Source organism: Mesorhizobium sp. B2-7-3 (assembly GCF_006440715.1).
Classification (GTDB): domain Bacteria; phylum Pseudomonadota; class Alphaproteobacteria; order Rhizobiales; family Rhizobiaceae; genus Mesorhizobium; species Mesorhizobium australicum.
Genome location: NZ_VFTY01000007.1, coordinates 147,243 through 167,767, shown reverse-complemented (window position 1 = coordinate 167,767; position 20,525 = coordinate 147,243). Strand labels below are relative to the sequence as shown.

The following is a 20,525-nucleotide window of genomic DNA, read 5'->3' as shown; positions in this document are numbered from 1 at the left end:
ATATTACGATAGAAAACGAAGGGGAGCGAAAAGATGTTGAATAAGAACATTATCGCCAAAATGGTAAAAATGTACTGCCTAAATGTTGGTATAATTCTAATTATGGCGACGTGGAATGGAAGGGCCGTTGCACAGGATATGACAATCGATTGGAGCGTATGTACGCAGCCCGACCTGACGTCAGATGGGTATGCAAAAAAGCGCTCTGCCGAGATAAATACGGCAGTCGCAAATGCGAAAAAAAGAAATAGCAAAGCTCACATCGCAGTTGCTTTAAATAAGTATTATGGGGAAATGGTTCAGATCAGGAGAGACCACGTAAGGCTAAAATATATGCCGATAAGCGAAAAAAGACCAGAATCGTCGTGCGCTCTTAGTGACAAGAACTATGAGAAACTTCTATTGTTAAGGGACGCGTCCTACTATGTAATGTGTCGATCAGAGGTTGCGATCGGAGCGAGTAAGCCCGCGCGGCTCTTAAAAGACCTGAAATCGCTGGCCTTTGCTGCCATATACGATCTGAAAAAGTCCCTCGGGGCAGATCTGCGTGCAAAGAAGGACGAACCGACCACCCCTCCTGGCGGTTATGCTGCATGTGAGCTTGGCGTCGCGGATGGGCTCAACGATCCTTTTCCGCAAGACGGCGAGACGTCAGGCTTTGAAACGCGGTTAGTGGTTCCAGATTCCGAAAAACCGGGTATTGGAGAACCTTCAGAACAGTGATCCCCGCTACGCTGCTCGGTTTCTGCCGTTCACCTTGCTATTTCCATCAAAGCATGGGCGACTAGAACTCGTTCCTAGTCTGACTCAGTTATAGGGCTTGGAGAAATTGAGCAGCTTCCGGGAGAACGGCGGATGTCGCCATGCCGCACGCGTATAGCGGCTTGCGGCTCCCGCAGAAGCGGGTGAGCGACCAGAGAAAGAAGCCTACGTTGGAGATTAAAGACTAACTCTTAATATGCTGACTAGCGCGGAGGCCAAACGCGTCGAGTTTTGGCGGGGAGTAGGGAGTGGATCCGCTAGATTTGGTATCTGCAGCGCCATGGCGGAACGTTACGTTCACGACCTATGCGTTGAGCCTGTCTTTTTTTGAAGCTGTCGTCCTCGATCGTCTCATCCGAGGCGGCGGTCAATCGGCTCTCATCCTCGCCGATCCTGAAGGTGTACGATCAGGCCTGAGCGAGGAAGGGGCCCGCCGTGCCGGCCGCGACTACGATATTGAGCCGATCGCCTGTACTACCGGCGTTTTCCATCCGAAAATAAGCGTCTTCGCGACCGCGGAGGATGCTCATCTGCTGGTTGGCTCGGGAAATCTGACATTTGGCGGTTGGGGCGGCAATCTCGAGCTGGTCGAACACCTCCACCCCAGTTTCGCAGCTGATGCGGTCAACGACGCGGCGGATCTGTTTGAGCTACTCAGCATATCCGACCGCATTCACACAGAGGCCGGCCCGGCTTGCATCCGGGTGGCAGAGTCCCTTCGCGCCGCAAACCGTACCGCGCCAAAGACAGGGGATGTCCGGCTGGTTCACAGCGTGGGTGGCTCGATCGCCGCCGAAATTCAGCGCTTCGCAGACGAACTCGGAGGCGCTCTGCAGATCACGGTAGTATCGCCCTATCACGACCTCGACGGGCGCGGGGTCGACGCTTTGTCTGACGCTTTGTCGTGTGACAATGTGCGGTTGCACGCTCATCCAGATGGGACCGTGCGCGGGTTAGGCGCAGCCTGTTGGCCGTTCGACGGAACGCGCAAGCGCAAGGCTGTGAACGTCGCGACACCGTTCGCGGCCGACGACCGCCCGCTTCATGCGAAGGCGATCGAAGTTGTCTGCCGACGGGGTAGGTTGGTGATCTCCGGCAGTGCCAACAGCACGCATGCTGGGCTGTTCGGGGCCAATGTCGAGGCGTCGGTGCTTCGGATCCATCGCAATGCACAACTAGGCTGGAAACAGTCACCAGCCCCGCCGCCGAAGCGGTCCGAGGTGGAAACCACTGACGAAGAGGAGGACACAAACGACAGCGTGGGAGTCCTTCGGGCTTCGCTCGAGGGCGGCATGGTGAAGGCGACCGTCATCACCCCAGCGATTCGGGGGAGCGTGACAGTCTACGTACGGAGTGTCCGAAAGACCCGTGAGTTGGGGCAAGGGGACATAAATGGTGAGGGTCGCCTCATCATAGGTGCACCCGGGCTTGAACAGGAGGCTTGGGAGAGCGGACGCGTCGTTCTTCGGATTGAGCAAGGCGAAAAGGTGCTCGAAGGTTTTATCGCCATTTCAGCCGCTTCGGAGCTTGTCCGGCGTGTCGGTCCAATGGCGACCCGCATTTTCGCCATCCTTGCCGGCAATGAGACCCCAGCCGACGTTGCAGCCATCCTCGCATGGTTTCGCGAGGATCCGGACAGGCTGCCCCGTGCTGCCAAGATTTCAGGAACATTTGCGGGCGAGGACGGTGATGAAGCCTCCACATTTGTGCACCTTGGCGCCCTTCAAGGCGCGGCGCTAAGCAATACCCACCAAGGGGTAGGAGAGGGCGGTTCGGTCGCGTGGAAACATGCGATGGCGCTCCTGCGCTCGGCATTTTCGACCCCTCGCGGACCTTGGATTGCCGAAGGCGAAACCGACGACGATGACGATGAGGACCAGGACGAACGCGAAAAACGCGCGCGTAAGCAAGATCAGCAGAATACAAAATCGCTTGAGAACTTTGAAGCGCTCTTGCTGAAAATGCTCGACCCAACAAGCACGAGCGCCGATCCTTTGCTGGCTCTCGCCCTGACGCATTTTATCGCCGATCGCATCCGACCGTCCCCTGCTAAGGTGCGGCAATGGCTCGGAAAGGTAATGCCCGCGATCTCCTCCTACAGCGGGCCGACGGCCAACCAGGCATTGGCGTCGCTCCTCGTCTACTATGGCACGGATGGTGCGCCGAACGGCGCCTCGCGGGTAAGGCGCACCCTCTTGAAGCACGGAGTTGATCCGATCACACTCGATCCCCTCAGCTTTGAGAGAATCCCGGCGTTCATAGATCTGCTCGCGCAAGGGTTCGACGTCACGGAGTTCATCGCGGCAATCTGCGGCGCCAAGACCGCAGGGGAAGAAGTGCGCGCATATCTTACGGCCGCCACTGCGGGAGCAGCCTTGATCGATTCCCTTTTCTTGGCGAAGTCGGAGTATTGGCCGCAGCTTCAAAAGGCCCTCACCGACCGAGCGCTGTTCCAAAAATTCTATATTTTCGAAACGCCGCCGCCGGCCTGTCCGCGCTGTCACATGACGTTCCCGCGGGGTAGATCCGGCGACCTCCGTCAACTCGGTGTTACGACATGCTGCGGCCGCCTCATATTGAGCAAGGCCCTTTAATGCCGGCGACGCTCAGCGAACTTCTCGAGAATGCCTCGTCCACGCGAGAGCCACAGATCCTGGACGAGATCGGCATCCGCCAGGGCGGGGTTGACCCGCTTGGGCTCCGTCAGATCAATTTCGGATTAATGGATCGAGTGCTACCAAACCTCAACAACGTCGCGCGGCACATTCGGCCCTATGTCGTAATGTCGTGGGCATGGCGCCGGGTACGGCGCGTATTCGAACGTGACAAGAAGGATGGTGCGCTCGATTCCGAAATACGTGACTTTGTCGACCGCATCGAAGCGCTCTACGCATGGTCACAGTTTCTCGTTGATCCGGGTGCTGACCTGCCAGGCGCGGTGGCGATGCGGAAGCTATTCGAAGTCAAAAGCTATGTTTTTGGAGGGGAGGAATGGGAGCGCCGGCGCGACATGCGCCGGTATTCGACCGGCCTGATCTCGCCGCTGAACTACGGTCCGAGCCTGCAAACCATGGGATGGCTCGTGCGAGCAGATGAAGGCACTGGCATCTTCCGCACGCCGCCGGAATTGGATTCTGTCCTCGATGCATTCGAGCAGAAGATCAAAGGGGAGCTCGATCACCCCGCGTTCAACCGTCTCGGATCAGTGAGGGTCAAGCGCGAGGACGCCGAGCGATGGGGTAAGCTATGGTCGATGTGGAAACCTCTCGCGATCGAACGCAAAGCGTTGTTTGAGCGCTTGGGCGGGCCACTAGCGGCTCTCACCCGCCAGCATGGGATCGCGCTCGCTCGCGCTGGTTTCAACGACCTCGCCAGCCAAGAATGGGAGTTGGACGAAGTACGAGCGCGCATGTCAGATCCGCCACATGCCTGGGACGATCCCGGCGCCTGCCCACCGATCGCTGCTGATTGGCGCGCGGTCCAGGTACGACAGGTTTTCCGTCTTGCACTCGAAGGGCTCTTCTTCTGGTTCGTGGAGAGGCTGGGCGATCGGCCGATGCACAGCTCAGCCGTCGCCGATGAGTTTATCGGAGAGTTGGGAAAGAAACGCCTACCAAGAACGGCAGGCGCATGGCTGCTTGACAATGCCGCCAAAGAAAATCCAGTCAACGTTCTAGCCACGATCAAACGCGCCTTGTACGCGCGCACTGAATTAGCAGCAGCAGTTATCGACGGGCTGCGCCACAGCCTTCACGAAGCCCCCGCCGAGGCGCTCGACTTCGAGACCTTCGATCGTCTACCGCTCGCGCGCGCCCGCAAGGAAGCCGAACGCTGGCGGGGTCTTTCTCCACGGGACTTCTTGGTACGCGTCCTTGAGACATGGGTCATGGCGCAGCATACCTATTGGTGCGTCAATCGTGGGCTGTCGGATGCACGCGGCCGCGGCAAGACGATACTTCGGCTGCGCATCGTCATGGACGAAGGGGGGTGGACTCAAACGCCCGGTACGACTCTCGGCAATCCACCCGAGGCAACGCCGGACCGTCTCGACACCGCGATCAACCTGCTGGAAGAGTGCCAGATGTTGTGAGCGCGCAAGTCTAGGTGACTTTGACAGCGGCACACAGCTCTTGGCCATCCATCGATACGACGCGGCTATCGATCGTTGCGTGTCTTCGCAAGGACATTGGCCTCGGCGTCGCGATGCTCCCCAGACACCCAGGCGTGGCGTAAAGAAGCAGGATGGCGCGTAGGGTCGACATTGCATGATGATGTCACTATATAGCGGCGGCTTCGACCACGTACCTGTGGTTGTGTGCCACGAGGTAGCTGTAATTGTGCTACACGTTGTGATACCTATTGTGTTACAAATCGGCCTTCGCCATCAAGAAAAAGATAGTAAAAACAATGGCATATGGTCGAGATTGATCCCAGCCAACGGTACCACTAGCACTCTCCCCATAACCGGTCGAAACTATTGGAGAAGGTTTTTCCAATAGCGGGTCCTTTCCTGATTGCATCGCCTTCGATGCTGCGCCCCTTGCTCTCGCGCACCGCAACTTTCGCGGTGTTCCGGCGCATCAGTAAGTGATGGCTCGACCCGCAAAACCACGCCCCGCTCTTAAACCGTCGGCTGCGGCCCGGGCCTCGCGAACCCGACCCGTCAGCTGTAGAAATCCTGGTACCACTCGACGAACCGCCCCACCCCCTCGGTGACGGAGGTGCGGGGGCGATAGCCGACCGCCGCCTGCAGCGCCGAAGTGTCGGCGAAGGTGTCGGGCACGTCGCCGGCCTGCAGCGGCAGCAGCTCGATCACCGCCTTGCGGCCGAGCGCGTTTTCCAGCGCCTCGACATAGGCGGTCAGCTTCACCGGGTTGTTGTTGCCGATGTTGAAGATGCGCCAGGGCGCGCTGCTGGTCGCCGGGTCCGGACGGCCGGAATCCCAGGCCGGGTTGGCTGCGGCGGGGCTGTCGCTGGCACGGATCACGCCCTCGGCGATGTCCTCGACATAGGTGAAGTCGCGCGTGTGGTTGCCGTTGTTGAACAGCTTGATCGGCTCACCGGCCAGAATGCTCCTGGTGAACAGGAACAGCGCCATGTCAGGGCGTCCCCAGGGGCCGTACACGGTGAAGAAGCGCAGCCCCGTGGTCGGCAGGCCGAACAGGTGGCTGTAGCTGTGCGCCATCAGTTCGTTGGCACGTTTGGTGGCGGCGTAGAACTGCAGCGGATGGTCGGCCGGCCGATGCTCGGAAAACGGCATGTCGGTGTTGGCACCGTAGACGCTCGAGGTGCTGGCATAGGTCAGGTGCCCGACACGGCTGCCGCGGCAGGCCTCGAGCATGTTGGTGTAGGCGATGATGTTGCTCTCGACATAGGCGCGCGGGTTTTCCAGGCTGTAGCGCACGCCGGCCTGGGCGGCGAGATGGATCACCCGGTCGAAGGCATGGTCGGCAAAGCAGCCGTCGACCACGCCCCTGTCGGCGAGATCGCCGTGGATGAAATGATAGCCGGCATTGGTCTTGCGGCTCGCCTCGTCCAGGAGCCGCAGCCGCGCCTGCTTGATTTGCGGGTCGTAGTAATCGTTGATGCTGTCAATGCCGACAACCTCGTCACCGCGCTCCAGGAGCCGCCTGGCGACATGATAGCCTATGAAGCCGGCAGCGCCGGTGACCAGTACCTTCATCAGAAGGCATTATAGGTTGCGCCGCGAAACCGGCATCCTGCGGACGCATGATATGTCCAGCCCATGGCTCTCGGACTGGACCCGGCGTGCGAATTCCAGGTCTGCTTAGCGGAAAGCCCTGGAAATCTGGTCCGTGAGAGGTTTCAGCATATACGACCAGACATTGCGTTCATCCGTGCGGATGTGAACTTCCGCTGGCATGCCCGGTCTGAGTTGCCTGGCTTCCTTCAAGCACTCCGACTGACTGTCGACCTTGATACGGGCCGAAAAGTACGAAAGCTGGCGTTGCGGATCTTTGATCAGGTCCGCCGAGATGTACTTGACGGAGCCGTTGCAAACAGGGGTAGTCCCGGCATCGAAAGCTGGAAACCGGATCGAAACGCTCTGTCCCGGGTTGACGTCGTCTATGCGGGAAGGAGGGATCAACGCGTCCACGACAAGGTTGTCGGCCTCGGGAACGATCGTCATCAGCAGTTCGCCCGGGGCGACCACGCCGCCGACAGTGTGAACGGACGACTGCTGAACTGTGCCGGATTGCGGAGCGCGGATCTCGGTTTTGGTCAGTTCGTCTTGCGCCACGATCTTGCGTTCGTTGAGTTCGGTGCGCTTGGCTTCAGTCTCGCGCAGTTCACCGGTCACATCGCTTCGCCGTTGCTCGTCGAGCTGCAGAATCTGCAACTCGATCTCGCTGATCTTGGCCTGTGCCTCTGCTACCGCGGCTGCAAGTCGCCCCGACTCGCCCTTGGCTCGCGTCGCATCCAGCCTGACGTTGCTGATCCTCTCTTTGGATACCAGTTTCTTCGAATAGAGGGCGTCGACATCCGTAAGGTCAGTGCTCAGCAGCGCCGCTGATTCATCGGCTGCAACCTGCTGCGCCTTCAGGCCATCGATCTGACGCTCGAGTTGCTTTGTTTGGCTCGACAAGAGCGCCTTCTGCCCGGCCAATGCCGAGGCACGGGTTTCGAACAGCGCGCGCTCGCCGCTGACAAGGGCGGCCAGCTCCGGCTTTGGCATCCCGGCCTCAAGGCCGGCTGGAAGCTGCATTTCACGCAAACCGCCGCGTTCGGCCTCCAGTCGCGCAAGCCGCACCGTGGTGCGATCAAGATCTTCGCTGATGATCTGCAGATTGGCCCGTGGCAGCGTGCCGTCCAGCCGGACCAATATGTCACCGGCCCGAACATGGTCGCCGTCTTGCGCAAAGATGCCGCCGATCGTGCCGCCGGTCTGGTGCTGGACCTTCTTGATGTTGCTTTCGACCACCACCGTGGCGGGCGCGATCACGGCACCAGCTATCTTGGTCAAGCCAAGCCATGCTCCGCCGCCGACCACCAGCAGGCCAGTCACAACGAGCCCCAGCGTCATGCTTGGCCAAAGGGTCCCTGGCGCAAGGATGCTGTCTGGCACCTTGGGCAAGTCGGTTTCGGCGGGCTGATCTCGAGTTCCGAACCGGGCAAGTGTCGGCATGAACGCAAGCACGCGGGGCAAGATGTCACGCATGTCCGGTCACTCCCGAGTGGATGGGCGCGATCGAAGATGGACGTTGCGCGGCAGGCGAGGGCGGCCGCCGCATGCCGGCAAGCACTTCCTCGCGCGAGCCGAAGGTGCGCAGCCTGCCATCCGCCAGGACCATGACCTGATCGATGTTGGTGAGGGCAGATGGCCTGTGTGCAACAACGATCACAATACCTCCACGCTGGCGGACGGCCATGATGGCTCCGGCCAGGGCGGCGTCACCTTCAACGTCGAGATTTGAGTTTGGCTCGTCCAGCACGACCAGGAACGGGTTGCCGTAGAGCGCCCGGGCAAGGCCGATAAGCTGCCTTTGCCCTGCCGACAGCGCTCTTCCTCCCTCGCCGATGCGCGTCTGGAAGCCTGCCGGCAGATGCATGATCATCGAGTGGACGCCCGCGGCTTTCGCCGCGGCGAGCACGCCCTGGGGGTCGCTCTTGCCGCCAAATCTCGAAATATTGTCCGCCACCGTCCCGTCGAACAGTTCAACATCCTGCGGCAGATAGCCAATGTGGGCGCCGAGCCGTTGCGCGTCCCACTGGTCGAGAGAGGCCCCGTCCAGCCGCACCGTGCCGTGCAGAGGGCTCCAAACTCCCACCAGCGCGCGCACCAATGTTGTCTTTCCCGAGCCGCTTGGGCCGATAACGGCCATTCCCGCGCCGCTCGAAAGCTGGAAGCTTACATCGATGAGCGTCGGCCTGGGTGTACCCGGAGGCGCTACCGCCAAACTATCGACCGCCAGGCGAGCCTCTGGCGGCGGCAACTTCATGGATTCGATTGGACTCTCGAACGCACGGAGCGCCGCTTTCAACTGGGAATAGCTCTGCCGGGTGGACAGGAAACCCCGCCAGTTCGCAATCGCCGCATCGACCGGGGCTAGCGCGCGACCCAGCAATATCGACGACGCGATGATCACGCCAGGGGATGCTTCGCCTCCGATGACGAGATACGCGCCGAGCCCTAGCACCGAAGATTGCAGCACCATCCTAAGCGCCTTCGACAGCGAGCTGATTCCACCCACGATGTCGGAGAGCCGCTCCTGATAGGAGAGATAAGCGTGAGTGACTTCGCCCCAGCGCCCCGCCAGCCGTTCGGAGAGGCCCATCGCGTGGACCACCTCGGCATTCCGACGGCCGGAATCAGCAAGCGCGCGCTGTGTCAGGATCGCTTCGGACGCCAGCGCCGCAGGGCGGCGGCTGATGATCTCAGCCACGATGGTCAGCACGACGACGGCGACGGAGCCGAGGGTCGCAAGCACGCCGAGCGACGGATGCAACATGTAGATAATGAGCAGATAAAACGGGATCCACGGCGCGTCGAAAAGAACCGTCGGCCCCGTTCCCGAAAGGAATCCGCGCAATTGATCGAGGTCCCGCAACGGAAGCACCCGGTCCGCTTCTCGACCGGCCCTGAGCGGGAGAAGCAACGAAATTGCGAATGTTCTCTGCTGCAAACTGCAGTAGAATCGACTGGCGATTCGGACCAGTAGACGAAGCCGCACGAAATCGAGCAGACCGTAGGCCGCATAGAGGCCCAGCATTCCGATGGTGAACCCGACCAAGGTCGGGACGCTTTGCGACGGCAGGACGCGATCATAGACCTGCAGCATGTAAACGGATCCGGTCAACGCAAGGATGTTTATCATTGCGGAAAAGAGTCCGATGCCAGCTATTCCAGGCAGGCAGTCTAGTATTGCGGAGCGTAGCGGAGAGGCGCTTTGTGGCTCTTTATTCATAGCTTATTGCTATGACACGACGTTGTCGCGTGTCTTTCTTTGTTCATCCGATGGGTAACCTTTTCTGATTCCACCATATCACATGCGCCCCCCGGACATGATGGCTAGCTAACATATGGCGAACTTTATGCAAAATGAAGCGAAATCGTGGCCGGGAGTCGGGGTGGGGAGAGGGGTGCCTGTGAAAACAGTGGAGAACTGTGCATGCGGTCGTCAGTGGAAAACCCGCAGATTTCGCTGCAAGCCACTGACTTTACAGTAAATTGCACTGACCCGTTGATGTGGCCATCCCCACAGCGATCAAAAACTTCGTTCAAAGATGTTGGTATGTGATTTTCATCTAATGTAGCTTTCGGTCTAACCCCCATCCAGGGCGGGGTGTTGCCAAACAAGAAGGAAAACGCATGGCGACTCTCCATTATGCATCAGGCGGTTCGGCTGCCGAAGTTGCGGGCGCCGGATTTAACCTGGCGGACGTTCAGTATCTTTCGCAGGTCAATGAGCTGCCCAGCGGAATGAAGGGGCTTGTCTATCTAAGCGCTCATGACGGGGTGACCTCGTCGTTCATCGAAAAAGTCACGCCCTTCCTCAACAATCCAAAAGTGTTTGGATTTTTCCTGATGGACGAGCCGGATCCTACCGGCAGATGGGGCACCTACGCGAGTGCGGCAAATCTGAAGGCTGAATCCGACTGGATCCATTCCCACTTCCCGGGCGCCAAGACCTTCATCACCATGATGAATATGGGGTCGTCCACCAACCCGGACTTTTCCAACACCTATAATCCCGCCAACACCGGGATCGACTACTATGGACTGGACCCATACCCGGTTCGCACGGGGATAAGCAGCGTCGACTACAACATGATCGACAGAGCCGTGGCAGCGGCCGTGAAATCAGGCATTCCGGCTGACAAGATCGTTCCTGTATATCAGACATTTGGCGGCGGCGGTTGGCAGACGGACACCGGCGGCAAGCACGTCATGCCAACGTCGACCCAAATGCAAACGATGATCGATCACTGGGCAAAGCTGGTTCCGTCCCCAGCCTTCGACTATGCGTATGCCTGGGGTTCTCAGAATGGCGACACCGCCCTGGAGAACTCCCCTGAGTTGCAGGCCGTTTTTCGCCAGCACAACCTCGCCAGCCCTAGTCCTTCGACACCGCCTCCGAGTTCCGAGCCGACAACGCCTACGCCCACCACGCCGACTGTCCCCGATCCCACGCAGTCGACCCATCACATCTTCCATGGCGGCCCTGGCGCGGACGTATTTCATTCGACCAGCGGGGACGACGTTTACTATGTCAACAATGCACATGATAAGGTGATGGAGGCATCAGGCGGCGGCTTCGACAAGGTGGTCGCCTCGGTCAGCTACGCATTGTCTGCTGGTTCGCATGTCGAGCAACTCTCGACCGACAAGACGGGCGGCACACATACGATCAACTTGACGGGCAACGAGTTCGGCCAGGCGATCAATGGCAATTACGGCGCCAACAAGATCGATGGTCGAGGCGGCGCCGATACAATGAAAGGCTATGGCGGCAACGACACCTATTTTGTCGACAATGTGCATGACAAGGTGGTGGAGCAGCCAGGCAACGGCAAGGACGCGGTGTTCGCCTCGGTGAGCTATGCTCTCTCGGCGGGCTCATCCGTCGAGAAACTTGCGACCACGCAGGCTTCGGGAACGGGGCAAATCAACCTGACCGGCAACGAGTTTGCCCAGACGATCCAAGGAAATGCCGGCGCCAACAAGATCAATGGCGGGGGTGGTTCCGATACGCTGACGGGCTTTGGCGGCAAGGACGTCTTCGTGTTCAACACCGCGCTTGGCTCTGGAAATATCGACAAGATAACCGACTTCAAGGTTTCCCAGGACAAGATCCAACTTGATCACAGCGTATTCACCGGACTCCAGCAGGGCGCCCTTTCGGCCGCGAACTTCCACATCGGCAAAGGTGCGCATGATGGAAGCGACCACATCATCTATAACAGTTCGACCGGCGCGCTCTCTTTCGACAGTGACGGTATCGGCGGCCATGCTCAGACGCAGTTTGCGACCGTTGCTCCGCATCTCTCAATTGGCGCGAGCTCCTTTTTCGTGGTTTGACGCGCGCGGTTGTGCTTCCGGCAGGAGCTGAGCGCTCCTGCCGGTCGGCTTCTCCGCTCGCCGTCGAGTTGAGCGCGCACGCCGCTTTTTGGGCTAAAAACGGCTGCCGTCCGAGGCATTGCGGGAACATTCTGCCTTGATCGTGGTTTGGTGCCATCGCGCAGGGGATGGATGACGTGCCAAGCTACGAAGTCGAGGAGATTTTCGCCGGCCAAGTCGTGGTGACCCACAAGGTAGTCGCACCAACTCCGTTTCGAGCAGCCAAGCTCGCGACAAACCGGGAAATCACGCTTCGTGCTTCCGAGGTCCGCTGGATCCGGGTATTCGAGCAGGACGGCCGCCGCCGAGCCTATGAATATACGTTCTCGGATCGACCTCAACCCACCCCAACGAGCAATCTTGATAGTCCGATCACCCGTTCGCGATGAATGCGCATTCGCGCGGCTGATCCCATAGCGCACGGCGTCTCGATCCAAACAGTCCAGCCCGCGGTCTGATCCTTGCGCCGTTGGCACGCAAGCATGGTTCTAGTTGCGTCATTCGAACGGACGAGGACAACGGCCAGCCCTGCCCGTAGCCTGAATTGCTGGTGTAAATCGCAACGAAATCGGGCCATGGGAAACGATCCAAGTTCGAGCCGCTTATGGGAGCCGAAGGCCCGCTGGATTTCGGGAGCGGCACGATGAACCCGCACCTGGTCTGCATCGGCGGCGAGGATCACGCCCTGAGGATCTCGTTTCTGATGGAACTCCGTGAGCGGGGTTTTCGGGTCACCGCGGTCTCGACCGGCGATGAAGCTCTGTTTTTACGGCACGGCATTCCGCACCGCCGCTACGAGTTCAATCGCTTTGCCAATGGCAGCGGCAAAGCCGGGACCATCAGGACATTGCGAAGGTTGTTGCGGGAACTCCGCCCCGACATCGTCCAAAGCTTCGATACGAAACCCAATTTGCTAACCCCGCTGGCGGTGCGGGGAGAAGTCCCGGTCGTCCGCACGATCAACGGCTTGGGCTGGACCTTCTCATCGCTGGAGCCGCGAGCCTTGGCCATGCGGCCCGCCTTCTGCGGTCTGCAGTGGGTTGCTTCCTTCTGGACTGCTGCCACGGTTTTCCAAAATCGCGACGACCAAGCCTTTTTTGAGCGCTATCGGCTGATCCCACGCGGCAGCGGACGCCTTATTCAGGGGTCGGGCATCGACGTCAATGCATTCGCGGTGGCAAGACGTCTTGCCTCATCACCAGCGGCAATGCGGCGGGAATTCGGACTGGAATCGGCCGAGATCGTCATTTTTGTCGGCCGGCTCACCCGCCTTAAGGGCATTCCGACCCTTCTCGAGGCGATTCCGTACATTCTCTCCAAAAGACCTCATGCGCGTTTCGTGCTCGTTGGCCCACGGGAATCGGAAGGACCATTCGCCGTCGAAAAGTCCGAAATCCAACGATTTGCTTCTCATGTAACCGTGCTGGGCAAACGGCATGATGTCCCCAGTCTGCTTGGCATGGCTGATTTGTTCGCCTTCCCAACACAATATCGGGAGGGCGTTCCGCGCGTCTTGCTGGAAGCCGGACTCGCTGGATTGCCGATAGTCGCATCGCGAATGCCCGGTTGCAGCGACGTCGTCGAAGATGGGTGGAACGGTTATCTGGTCACGCCGCGCGATGCTCGCGCCCTTGCGGACCGGATAGTCGACATACTGTCGGACCGCACCTTGGGAGCGGCCATGGGGCAGCGCTCCGCCTCGCTTGTCAGGGAGCGTTTTGCCCTGCCGGGCATCGTCGACCAGTACTGCGATGTCTATAAGAGCAATCTCAGGACCAAATCTCGCGGCTTGCTTGCTCCATCGCCTCTGGAGAGCGGCATTGCGAACCGCCGGTTGGACGGGGCGCGGCAATGATGCGCGACGCGTTGCTTGCCGGCGGTGTCATCCTGTCAGCCGCGTCGCAGCTCTCCGTCCCCGGCATGCCATTCGGCTATGGCGAACTGCTCCTGGCGCTTTGGATCATGCTGTCGGCCGGACGAATGTTGGTCGGCGGGCGCGTCGAAGCGACACCAGCCTTCGCGCAACTCGCGACTTTTTGGCTGCTCCTTTCTCTCGCATTGGGGATCGGCACGATCGTCGGCTACTTGACGACCCTGCTTTACCCGACAGGGTTGTTGCACGACACAATGGCCTACGTGCTGTTGGCCAGCATCACTTGCCTGGCGAGTGTTGAGCCCGACGCGGGGCGTCGTCTTCGGCGCAGCGGTTGGTGGACAATCGTGTTCGCCGACGCAATATTTGCCATCCAACTCGCCATCGCGTGGGGCTGGCTCCATCAGCCCGGCGTCGATCCGTGGTATTGGGACCGCTTCCGCGGCTGGTCTGAAAATCCGAACCAGCTCGCGCTCTATTGCGCGCTTCTTGGTCCGCTGGCGCTGCACCTTGCAACCACTACTCGCAATCGGTGGGGTCAGGTCCTTGCGCTCTCAAGCCTCGTGTTCATCTTTTTTGTCGGCCGCCTGACCAGGAGCGATGCCTATCTCTACACCACGATTGTAAGCGGCGTCGCCTTCCTCGGGTTGCGGTTGAAGGCATGGTTGGCATCCGATGGCAATCGAACCAGCCTGCCCAGGCAGATCGCACTTCTGCTGATGGTCGGCGCTGTCCCCTTGGTGATAGCGATGACCCCCTATCTTCTTAGCGAGGAAAGCTTTGCGGCGAATTTTGCCAAGAGCCTCACCAAGGACGGAGGCGGCGAGGCCACGGCTGAAACATTCGAACTTCGGGTTTATCTGTGGGATGAGGCGCTTCAGAAGGGGCTGCAATCGGCATCGCTCGGCCTCGGTCCTGGCCCCCACCTGGAGCGCCCGCCGACGGCCGACATGCAATTTCTGGAGCGGCCGTTCGAAGCGCACAATACGGTTCTCGACCTCTATCTGCAGGGCGGGCTGGTCGCGGTCATCGCCTTGCTGTGGATCGTTGGATCGGCGGCCATGTCCGCCTGGCGCGCTCGCTACGACGCGCTTTTGGTGCTCGTGGCGTCCGCAGCCGTGTTCAGCATACCGCACCTCATCATTCGTCATCCGATCGTGTGGTTTGCATTGACCTTCTGCCTCGTCGCGGGACCGCCAAGCGTTTTCCGGCGCGAGCTTGAGCCTTCAGAGGTGATGTGATGTGCGGGATAGCCGGGATACTTCTCGCGTCCAATGCTGCCGACCCCAAGTCGCTCGATCAGATCGGGCAAATGATGATGGCGCTTCGTCACCGCGGTCCGGATGGCGAAGGACTCTGGACGGATCGCGAAGCAGGCATTGCCTTAGGCCACAGGCGGCTGGCGATCGTCGATCTGTCGGAAACGGGGCAACAGCCCATGCTGTCCACAAGCGGTCGGTATGCGATCACCTTCAACGGCGAGATATATAATTTCCGTGACCTGCGTCTCGAGCTTGAAGGCGTCGGGCACCATTTCCGCGGCACCAGCGACACGGAAGTCATGTTGTGTGCGATCGAGAGCTGGGGCCTCGAGGCCGCACTCCAGCGTTTTGCTGGCATGTTCGCGTTCGCCTTGTGGGACCTGAAGACGAGGACCCTCCATCTCGCGCGGGATCGACTGGGCAAAAAGCCCCTCTACATCGCTTCAGCCAGGCATGCGCTGGTCTTTGCTTCCGAACTGAAAGCAATCAGCCGCTTTTCAGGCTACTCTCCGGAGATCGATCTGGATGCCGCCACTGCAATGCTTTCCAAGGGGTGGGTCCCGGATCAGAGTTGCATTTGGCGAGGTGTCTTCAAGCTGCCACCCGGCTCGGTCCTGACCCTCACGGCCGCGACTGTGGCGGAGGGGCGCGGGGCCGCCTCCCTTTCGCAGGGCGCAAGTCGCTGGTGGTCGCTGGCCGAAGTCGCCAAGAACGGCCGAGAACACCAGATCGCCGGCAGTGACGACGATTTGACCAATGAACTGGATGATCTGCTCCGGCTTGCCGTTCGCGAGCGCATGATCGCCGACGTTCCGTTGGGCGGTTTCCTGTCGGGAGGCGTCGACAGCTCTACCGTTGCAGCCTTGATGCAGGCTCAATCGCCAAATCCCGTGCGCACTTTCACCATCGCCTTCGCGGAGAGCGGCTTTGACGAGGCCCCTTACGCCGCCGAGGTAGCGCGCCATCTGGGCACCGACCACACGGAACTACACCTTTCGGCCGCCGCCGCGCGTGACGTGATCCCCGAACTGCCAACGGTGTGGGATGAGCCATTCGCCGACGAATCGCAGATACCGACTCTGCTGGTGGCGCGGCTGGCCCGCCAGCACGTGACCGTGGCGCTGTCGGGGGACGGCGGAGACGAGTGCTTTGCAGGCTATGGCCGCCACTTCATGGCGGACCGGCTGAAACGGTACCAAGGCCTACCCGCAAGTGCACGACGAACGGTGGCGGCCGGCGCAGGGATGCTGTCCAGGGCGGCTCGTCACGATTTCATTGGCAACCTGCCACTTCCGTCGCATGTGCGGCATGCGCTGCGCAGCGATCGGCTCACTCGCTTCGCCTGGCTTCTCGCCGCGAAGGATGAAGACGAGCTGCACAGGCGGCTGACGGGATCATCGGCCGAAAACCTCACCCGGCACGAGACTCCTGCATCCATAGTCTCTGCACCGCGGCTCGACGGGCTGTTGTCTCGCCTCCTGTACGACGACATGTCCGGTTACCTCGCTGGTGACATTCTCGTCAAACTGGATCGAGCCAGCATGGCCAACAGCCTCGAGGCGCGTTGTCCCCTGCTGGACCACCGCGCCGTCGAATTCGCTTGGCGCCTTCCGGCTGCCATGAAGGTTCGCAACGGCAGAGGCAAGTGGATCCTTCGAAATGTGCTGCGTCGTTATCTTCCGCAACGGCTGATCGACCGGCCGAAGCAGGGCTTCGACGTGCCGATCGCGGCTTGGCTGCGGGGCCCGTTGCGCAGCTGGGCCACCGATATTCTGTCCGATGTTCGCAACCAGGGCGAAGGCTTGCTGGACAGCACAAAGGTGGACGCCTGCTGGCGCGATCACGTTACAGGACAGGACCGCTCCCGTGAACTGTGGTCGGTGCTGATGTTTCAAGCCTGGTGCAACGAGGCCAAGCGGCAGGCGTCGGCATCGAACTCATCCCGTGAACTCGATCTGGCAGGAGTATGAAATGGCGGGTTCCGCAGTCAGCCGAATTGAATTGCCACGAGCCACCCCGGTGGCTGCCCCGGTTCCTGAAAGCAGGGCCCGCGTACGGCCTCCCAGAAGCGCCCCGAATTCAGCAACCCCGTCTCGCCAACTGCTGGTGACATTAGCGAGCAGGAAATGGATCATTCTGCTCTTCGCGGTTGTCGGCGGCATCTTGGCGGCCTTGGCGGGAATAACCCGCCCTACCATGTACGAAGCCACCAGCCAGCTTATCATAGACGCTCCTGCCAGGGCGGCCCTTCCCGCCAGCCCGGGCTCAGCGCAGGACATGATCGATTCAAGCATTGACGACCACATCACGATGCTCTCGTCGGAGAGCCACCTTCGTCGAGTCGCCGCAGCGCTGCGTCAACCGAGCGCGGCCAACGCGACCGCACAACCGCAAGCCGGGAAGGGAAGCTCCAGCCAGGGGCCAACGCCCGCCGATCCGCCGACATCGCACTCTTTCGCTGGCGATCTGCTGAAGCGCCTTTGGCCGCGGGATGTTGTATCCACCAATGCGCCGCAAGCAGCAGAGGCCGCCGAGATGAAAGCGCTGCGCAAAGGGGTAAGGGTCGGACAAGAGCTCCGGTCCCGGGTCATTTCCGTCGGCTTCTCGGACGATGACCCGGCGCGCGCGGCGCTGGTGGCCAATACATTCACCAAGATCTATGTCGACGACCTCGCGCAGAAAAGTCAGGCGTCGAACATGCAGGAACTTGACGCCGTCGTCGCCAGTTTGCCCAAACTGCAGAATGAACTGGTGGATGCGTCCAATCGGCTCGAGGAGTATCGGCTGAGCCATGGCGCGGTCGATCAAGGCTCGGCTGACAAGGTGGCCGGGGAGAGGGCGGATCTCAGCCAACAGATATCGATGTCCAAAGCGGATCTGGCGGCGCTGGAGTCCCGGCTCCAGCGTATCCAGGAGCTTCGAAAGCAGGGCGCGCCGGCCGCGACCCTGGCCGAGGCCGCCGGCACGCAGGAGTTGGCCGACCTTTCGGCTCGCGTGGCCAGGGCGCCAGCGGACAAGGATCTGGCCAATGCCTTTTCCGTCGCGATCGAAAAGGCAATCGCTGATATCGTCGCTGAAGCGGACATCTATCGTGCCCAGGTCGAGGCTCTGGGAACTCGAATGCGTGTGCTCGATGCGGTCGCGGCCGACACGGCCAACCGGCTCGCCGGTTTGCGGGCGCTCGAACCTCAAGTCAGCCTCCTGACGCAACGCTACAACGAACTTCTCGGCCGCCAGCAGGACCTGAAGCGGCGCATCGGAGCTCCGTCCGCCGGGGTCTCGGTCCTTTCCGTTGCATGGCCGCCGACAATTCCGCAGACATTGCCGCCGGTTTTTCTGGTTCCACCGGGAATGATTGCGTTCGGCCTCCTTGGCGCCGTTTTGGTTCTCATGCGAAATCGCTTCGATCGCACCTTGCGCGGTGAAGCGGAGGCGGAAGCCGTGCTCAGGATACCGTGCGTGGGGCTCGTGCCCGAACCGGGCAGGATGCACGCCAAACAGTTGCGTGACCTGGTTTTGGGCCAGCCCAAGTCGGCCTACAGCCGTGCGGTGACGTCGCTGCTGGTCGCGGCCGCGCCAAATCAGGCAAGGGGTCGTGCTCCGCACACGATCCTGCTCACGCCAAGCGTCCGGGCTGACGGAGCGACCGAGCTTGCGTGGGGCCTGGCCTTGGCGGCCACCCGACTGGGCAATCGTGTTCTTCTGGTGGATCTCCAGCGGGCGGGCTCCCAACTTACGCCCGAGTTTCTGCGCCAGTTCAACGGACCCAAGGCTCGTCATTCCTTCGCGGATTACATCAGCAGTCGTTGTACCTTGGAGGACGCGGTCGCCAGCATTCCCGAAATTGGCATCGACCTGACGACCATGGCACCTGCAGAGGATCTTTTGGCTCTCCTGGCGCGTGTCGACACCGCCAAGTGCAGGGAAGATCTGCACTCGGCGTACAGCCTCGTCATCATAAACGGGCCATCGGGGCTGGCTGGGCCAGGAGCCATGTTCCTCAAGAGCTGGGCGGACGCGGTTCTAGTTACCGTTCGCTGGGCAAGAACCTCGCGGCATGTCGCGCGCGGGGTGGTGGAGCAGCTCCTGAGCGACGGAACGCTCTCGGTTCCGGTGGCGAGCGTCCTTACCCGGGTGAACCTCACCCGGTACGGCAGGTATCGATTTGGCGACAGTGCCGATCTTTTGCGCGAGAGGATCTCATGAATTCGACCGGCACCGGCCGTAAGCAAGGCTCGCCATGATCCGACTTCCTCAAAGCCCGATCGGCAAGGTCCTTCGAGCGGCCGGTGGCGTGTCGGCCATGGCAATTGCCGGTCAGCTCATTCTTGTCGCGACCATTCCGGTGTTGGCCAGGCTCTATTCTCCTGCTGATTTCGGCTTGTTCACGATCTATCTTTCGACCGTGAACATACTGGGGGCGGTCGCGGCACTGCGCTTTGAGGCTTCGCTGTACGGCGTCAAGAGCGACGCGCAGGCATACGTCACGGTTAAGCTCATTCTTTTGGCCGTGTCGGCAACCGGCGTTCTTGCTTTGACGGCGGGGGTTATGTTGTCGAGCACCGTTCCGGTCCGCGCTGTTGACCTTGTGTGGCTGGTTCCGATCGGCATGGCAGGCGCAGGTCTTGTGGAGACCATGAATTGCTGGAGCCTGCGTGCCGGCCTGCTGCGCGACTTCGCGCTCGGCCGCTTGATCTTGCCCGCGACGATGGCGTTGTTGCAGCTGATGTTCGGCATCGTCCATCTCGGAGGAGAGGCGATGGTGCACGCTCACATTCTCAGCCAATTCATCTTCATTGGGTTCCTTGGCGTTCGGATTTTCCGCTGGGAGGACGTGTGCGGTATTGCCCGCGCGCCGTGGCAAACGGTCTTTGAAAAGGCCAGGCGCGAATACAAATTTCCACTGTTCGACATCCCGGCAACGGTCGCAAGTTTCGCCATCAACAACCTTCCGGCGATACTCGTCGGCTCAATGTTCGGGACCGCCTATGCGGGCTATCTGGGCGTCGCGTCGCGGCTCGTCACCGGCCCCGTCACGCTCATAGCCACGCCGCTCAGCAATGTCTTTGTCGCCGAAGCCAATAAGGGCGGCGGCCGCAGGCATCTGCTCGGCCTCGCACGAGGCCTGCTTATCCTTGCCGGCGGGCTCACTTCGCTGCCCATTCTGGCTCTTGGCCTCGCCGCACCGCAGCTCGTCGTACCCCTCCTGGGACGGCCATGGCTGCCTGCCGCCGAGATCATGACGGCGCTGGCTTTCATGGGCGCGGTGCAAGCTTTGTCGACGCCGCTTCAGGATGTGCCGGCTCTCCTGCGACGGCAGGAGGTGCGCCTGGTCGTCGATGCCGTAAGGACGGTGCTCGTGTTTGGTCCGCTTCTAGCCGGCGCCAGAGCTGGCTGGGAACCTCTCACTGTCATTTATCTCATGGCTGCCGGCGGCGCCGGGGGCTTCTTCATCAAGACGGCAGCCTCTCTCTATCTGTTGAAGCAAAGTGTTCAACCGGACGAGACGTCGCCTCGCAGCCGGTGCATCGCCTTGGAGGAAAGATAA

13 protein-coding genes are annotated in these 20,525 nt (G+C 60.6%); 10 read left to right on the top strand and 3 right to left on the bottom strand.

Translation table 11 applies throughout. The features are described 5' to 3' along the window. Window positions 1–33: 33 nt before the first annotated feature. The 3 genes from FJW04_RS17820 (at window position 34) to FJW04_RS17810 (ending at window position 4,852) form a co-directional block, all read left to right on the top strand. Window positions 34–723 carry a hypothetical protein gene (locus FJW04_RS17820; protein ID WP_140715630.1) on the top strand — a complete coding sequence of 230 codons (690 nt, stop codon included), beginning with the start codon at window positions 34–36 and terminating at the stop codon, window positions 721–723. A gap of 287 nt (window positions 724–1,010) precedes the next feature. Beyond that, entirely contained in the window at window positions 1,011–3,356 is a 2,346-nt protein-coding gene (locus tag FJW04_RS17815) for a hypothetical protein (protein WP_140715628.1), read from the top strand. Continuing rightward, entirely contained in the window at window positions 3,356–4,852 is a 1,497-nt protein-coding gene (locus FJW04_RS17810) for a septum formation inhibitor-activating ATPase (protein ID WP_140715907.1), read from the top strand. Before FJW04_RS17815 ends, FJW04_RS17810 begins: the two co-directional genes overlap by 1 nt. A 573-nt stretch (window positions 4,853–5,425) precedes the next feature. Here FJW04_RS17810 and FJW04_RS17805 read toward each other — a convergent pair. The 3 genes from FJW04_RS17805 to FJW04_RS17795 form a co-directional block, all read right to left on the bottom strand. Further along, window positions 5,426–6,445, bottom strand: coding sequence for an NAD-dependent epimerase (locus FJW04_RS17805; protein WP_015316379.1), 1,020 nt, complete (start codon window positions 6,443–6,445; stop codon window positions 5,426–5,428). Window positions 6,446–6,550: 105 nt separating this feature from the next. Further along, entirely contained in the window at window positions 6,551–7,942 is a 1,392-nt protein-coding gene (locus FJW04_RS17800; RefSeq protein WP_015316380.1) for an HlyD family type I secretion periplasmic adaptor subunit, read from the bottom strand. Beyond that, window positions 7,935–9,689, bottom strand: a complete 1,755-nt coding sequence (locus FJW04_RS17795) for a type I secretion system permease/ATPase (protein ID WP_140715626.1) — start codon at window positions 9,687–9,689, stop codon at window positions 7,935–7,937. The genes FJW04_RS17800 and FJW04_RS17795 overlap by 8 nt, the downstream gene beginning before the upstream one ends. Before the next feature lie 404 nt (window positions 9,690–10,093). On the opposite strand from FJW04_RS17795, the gene FJW04_RS17790 reads away from it, so the two are divergent. The 7 genes from FJW04_RS17790 (at window position 10,094) to FJW04_RS17760 (ending at window position 20,525) form a co-directional block, all read left to right on the top strand. Continuing rightward, window positions 10,094–11,803 carry a calcium-binding protein gene (locus tag FJW04_RS17790; RefSeq protein ID WP_140715624.1) on the top strand — a complete coding sequence of 570 codons (1,710 nt, stop codon included), beginning with the start codon at window positions 10,094–10,096 and terminating at the stop codon, window positions 11,801–11,803. 176 nt (window positions 11,804–11,979) lie between these two features. Continuing rightward, window positions 11,980–12,231, top strand: a complete 252-nt coding sequence (locus FJW04_RS17785) for a hypothetical protein (protein WP_140660803.1) — start codon at window positions 11,980–11,982, stop codon at window positions 12,229–12,231. Between the two features lie 254 nt (window positions 12,232–12,485). Next, entirely contained in the window at window positions 12,486–13,697 is a 1,212-nt protein-coding gene (locus tag FJW04_RS17780; RefSeq protein WP_140715623.1) for a glycosyltransferase, read from the top strand. Beyond that, window positions 13,694–14,956 (top strand): O-antigen ligase family protein, encoded by a 1,263-nt coding sequence (locus tag FJW04_RS17775; protein ID WP_140715622.1) that lies wholly within the window; start codon window positions 13,694–13,696, stop codon window positions 14,954–14,956. The genes FJW04_RS17780 and FJW04_RS17775 overlap by 4 nt, the downstream gene beginning before the upstream one ends. Next, window positions 14,956–16,947: an asparagine synthase (glutamine-hydrolyzing) gene (asnB, locus tag FJW04_RS17770; RefSeq protein WP_140715621.1), complete on the top strand. Its 1,992-nt coding sequence runs from the start codon at window positions 14,956–14,958 to the stop codon at window positions 16,945–16,947. The genes FJW04_RS17775 and asnB overlap by 1 nt, the downstream gene beginning before the upstream one ends. Window position 16,948: 1 nt before the next feature. Beyond that, window positions 16,949–19,183, top strand: a complete 2,235-nt coding sequence (locus FJW04_RS17765) for an exopolysaccharide transport family protein (RefSeq protein WP_140715905.1) — start codon at window positions 16,949–16,951, stop codon at window positions 19,181–19,183. Window positions 19,184–19,280: 97 nt separating this feature from the next. Beyond that, window positions 19,281–20,525: a lipopolysaccharide biosynthesis protein gene (locus tag FJW04_RS17760; RefSeq protein WP_246673860.1), complete on the top strand. Its 1,245-nt coding sequence runs from the start codon at window positions 19,281–19,283 to the stop codon at window positions 20,523–20,525.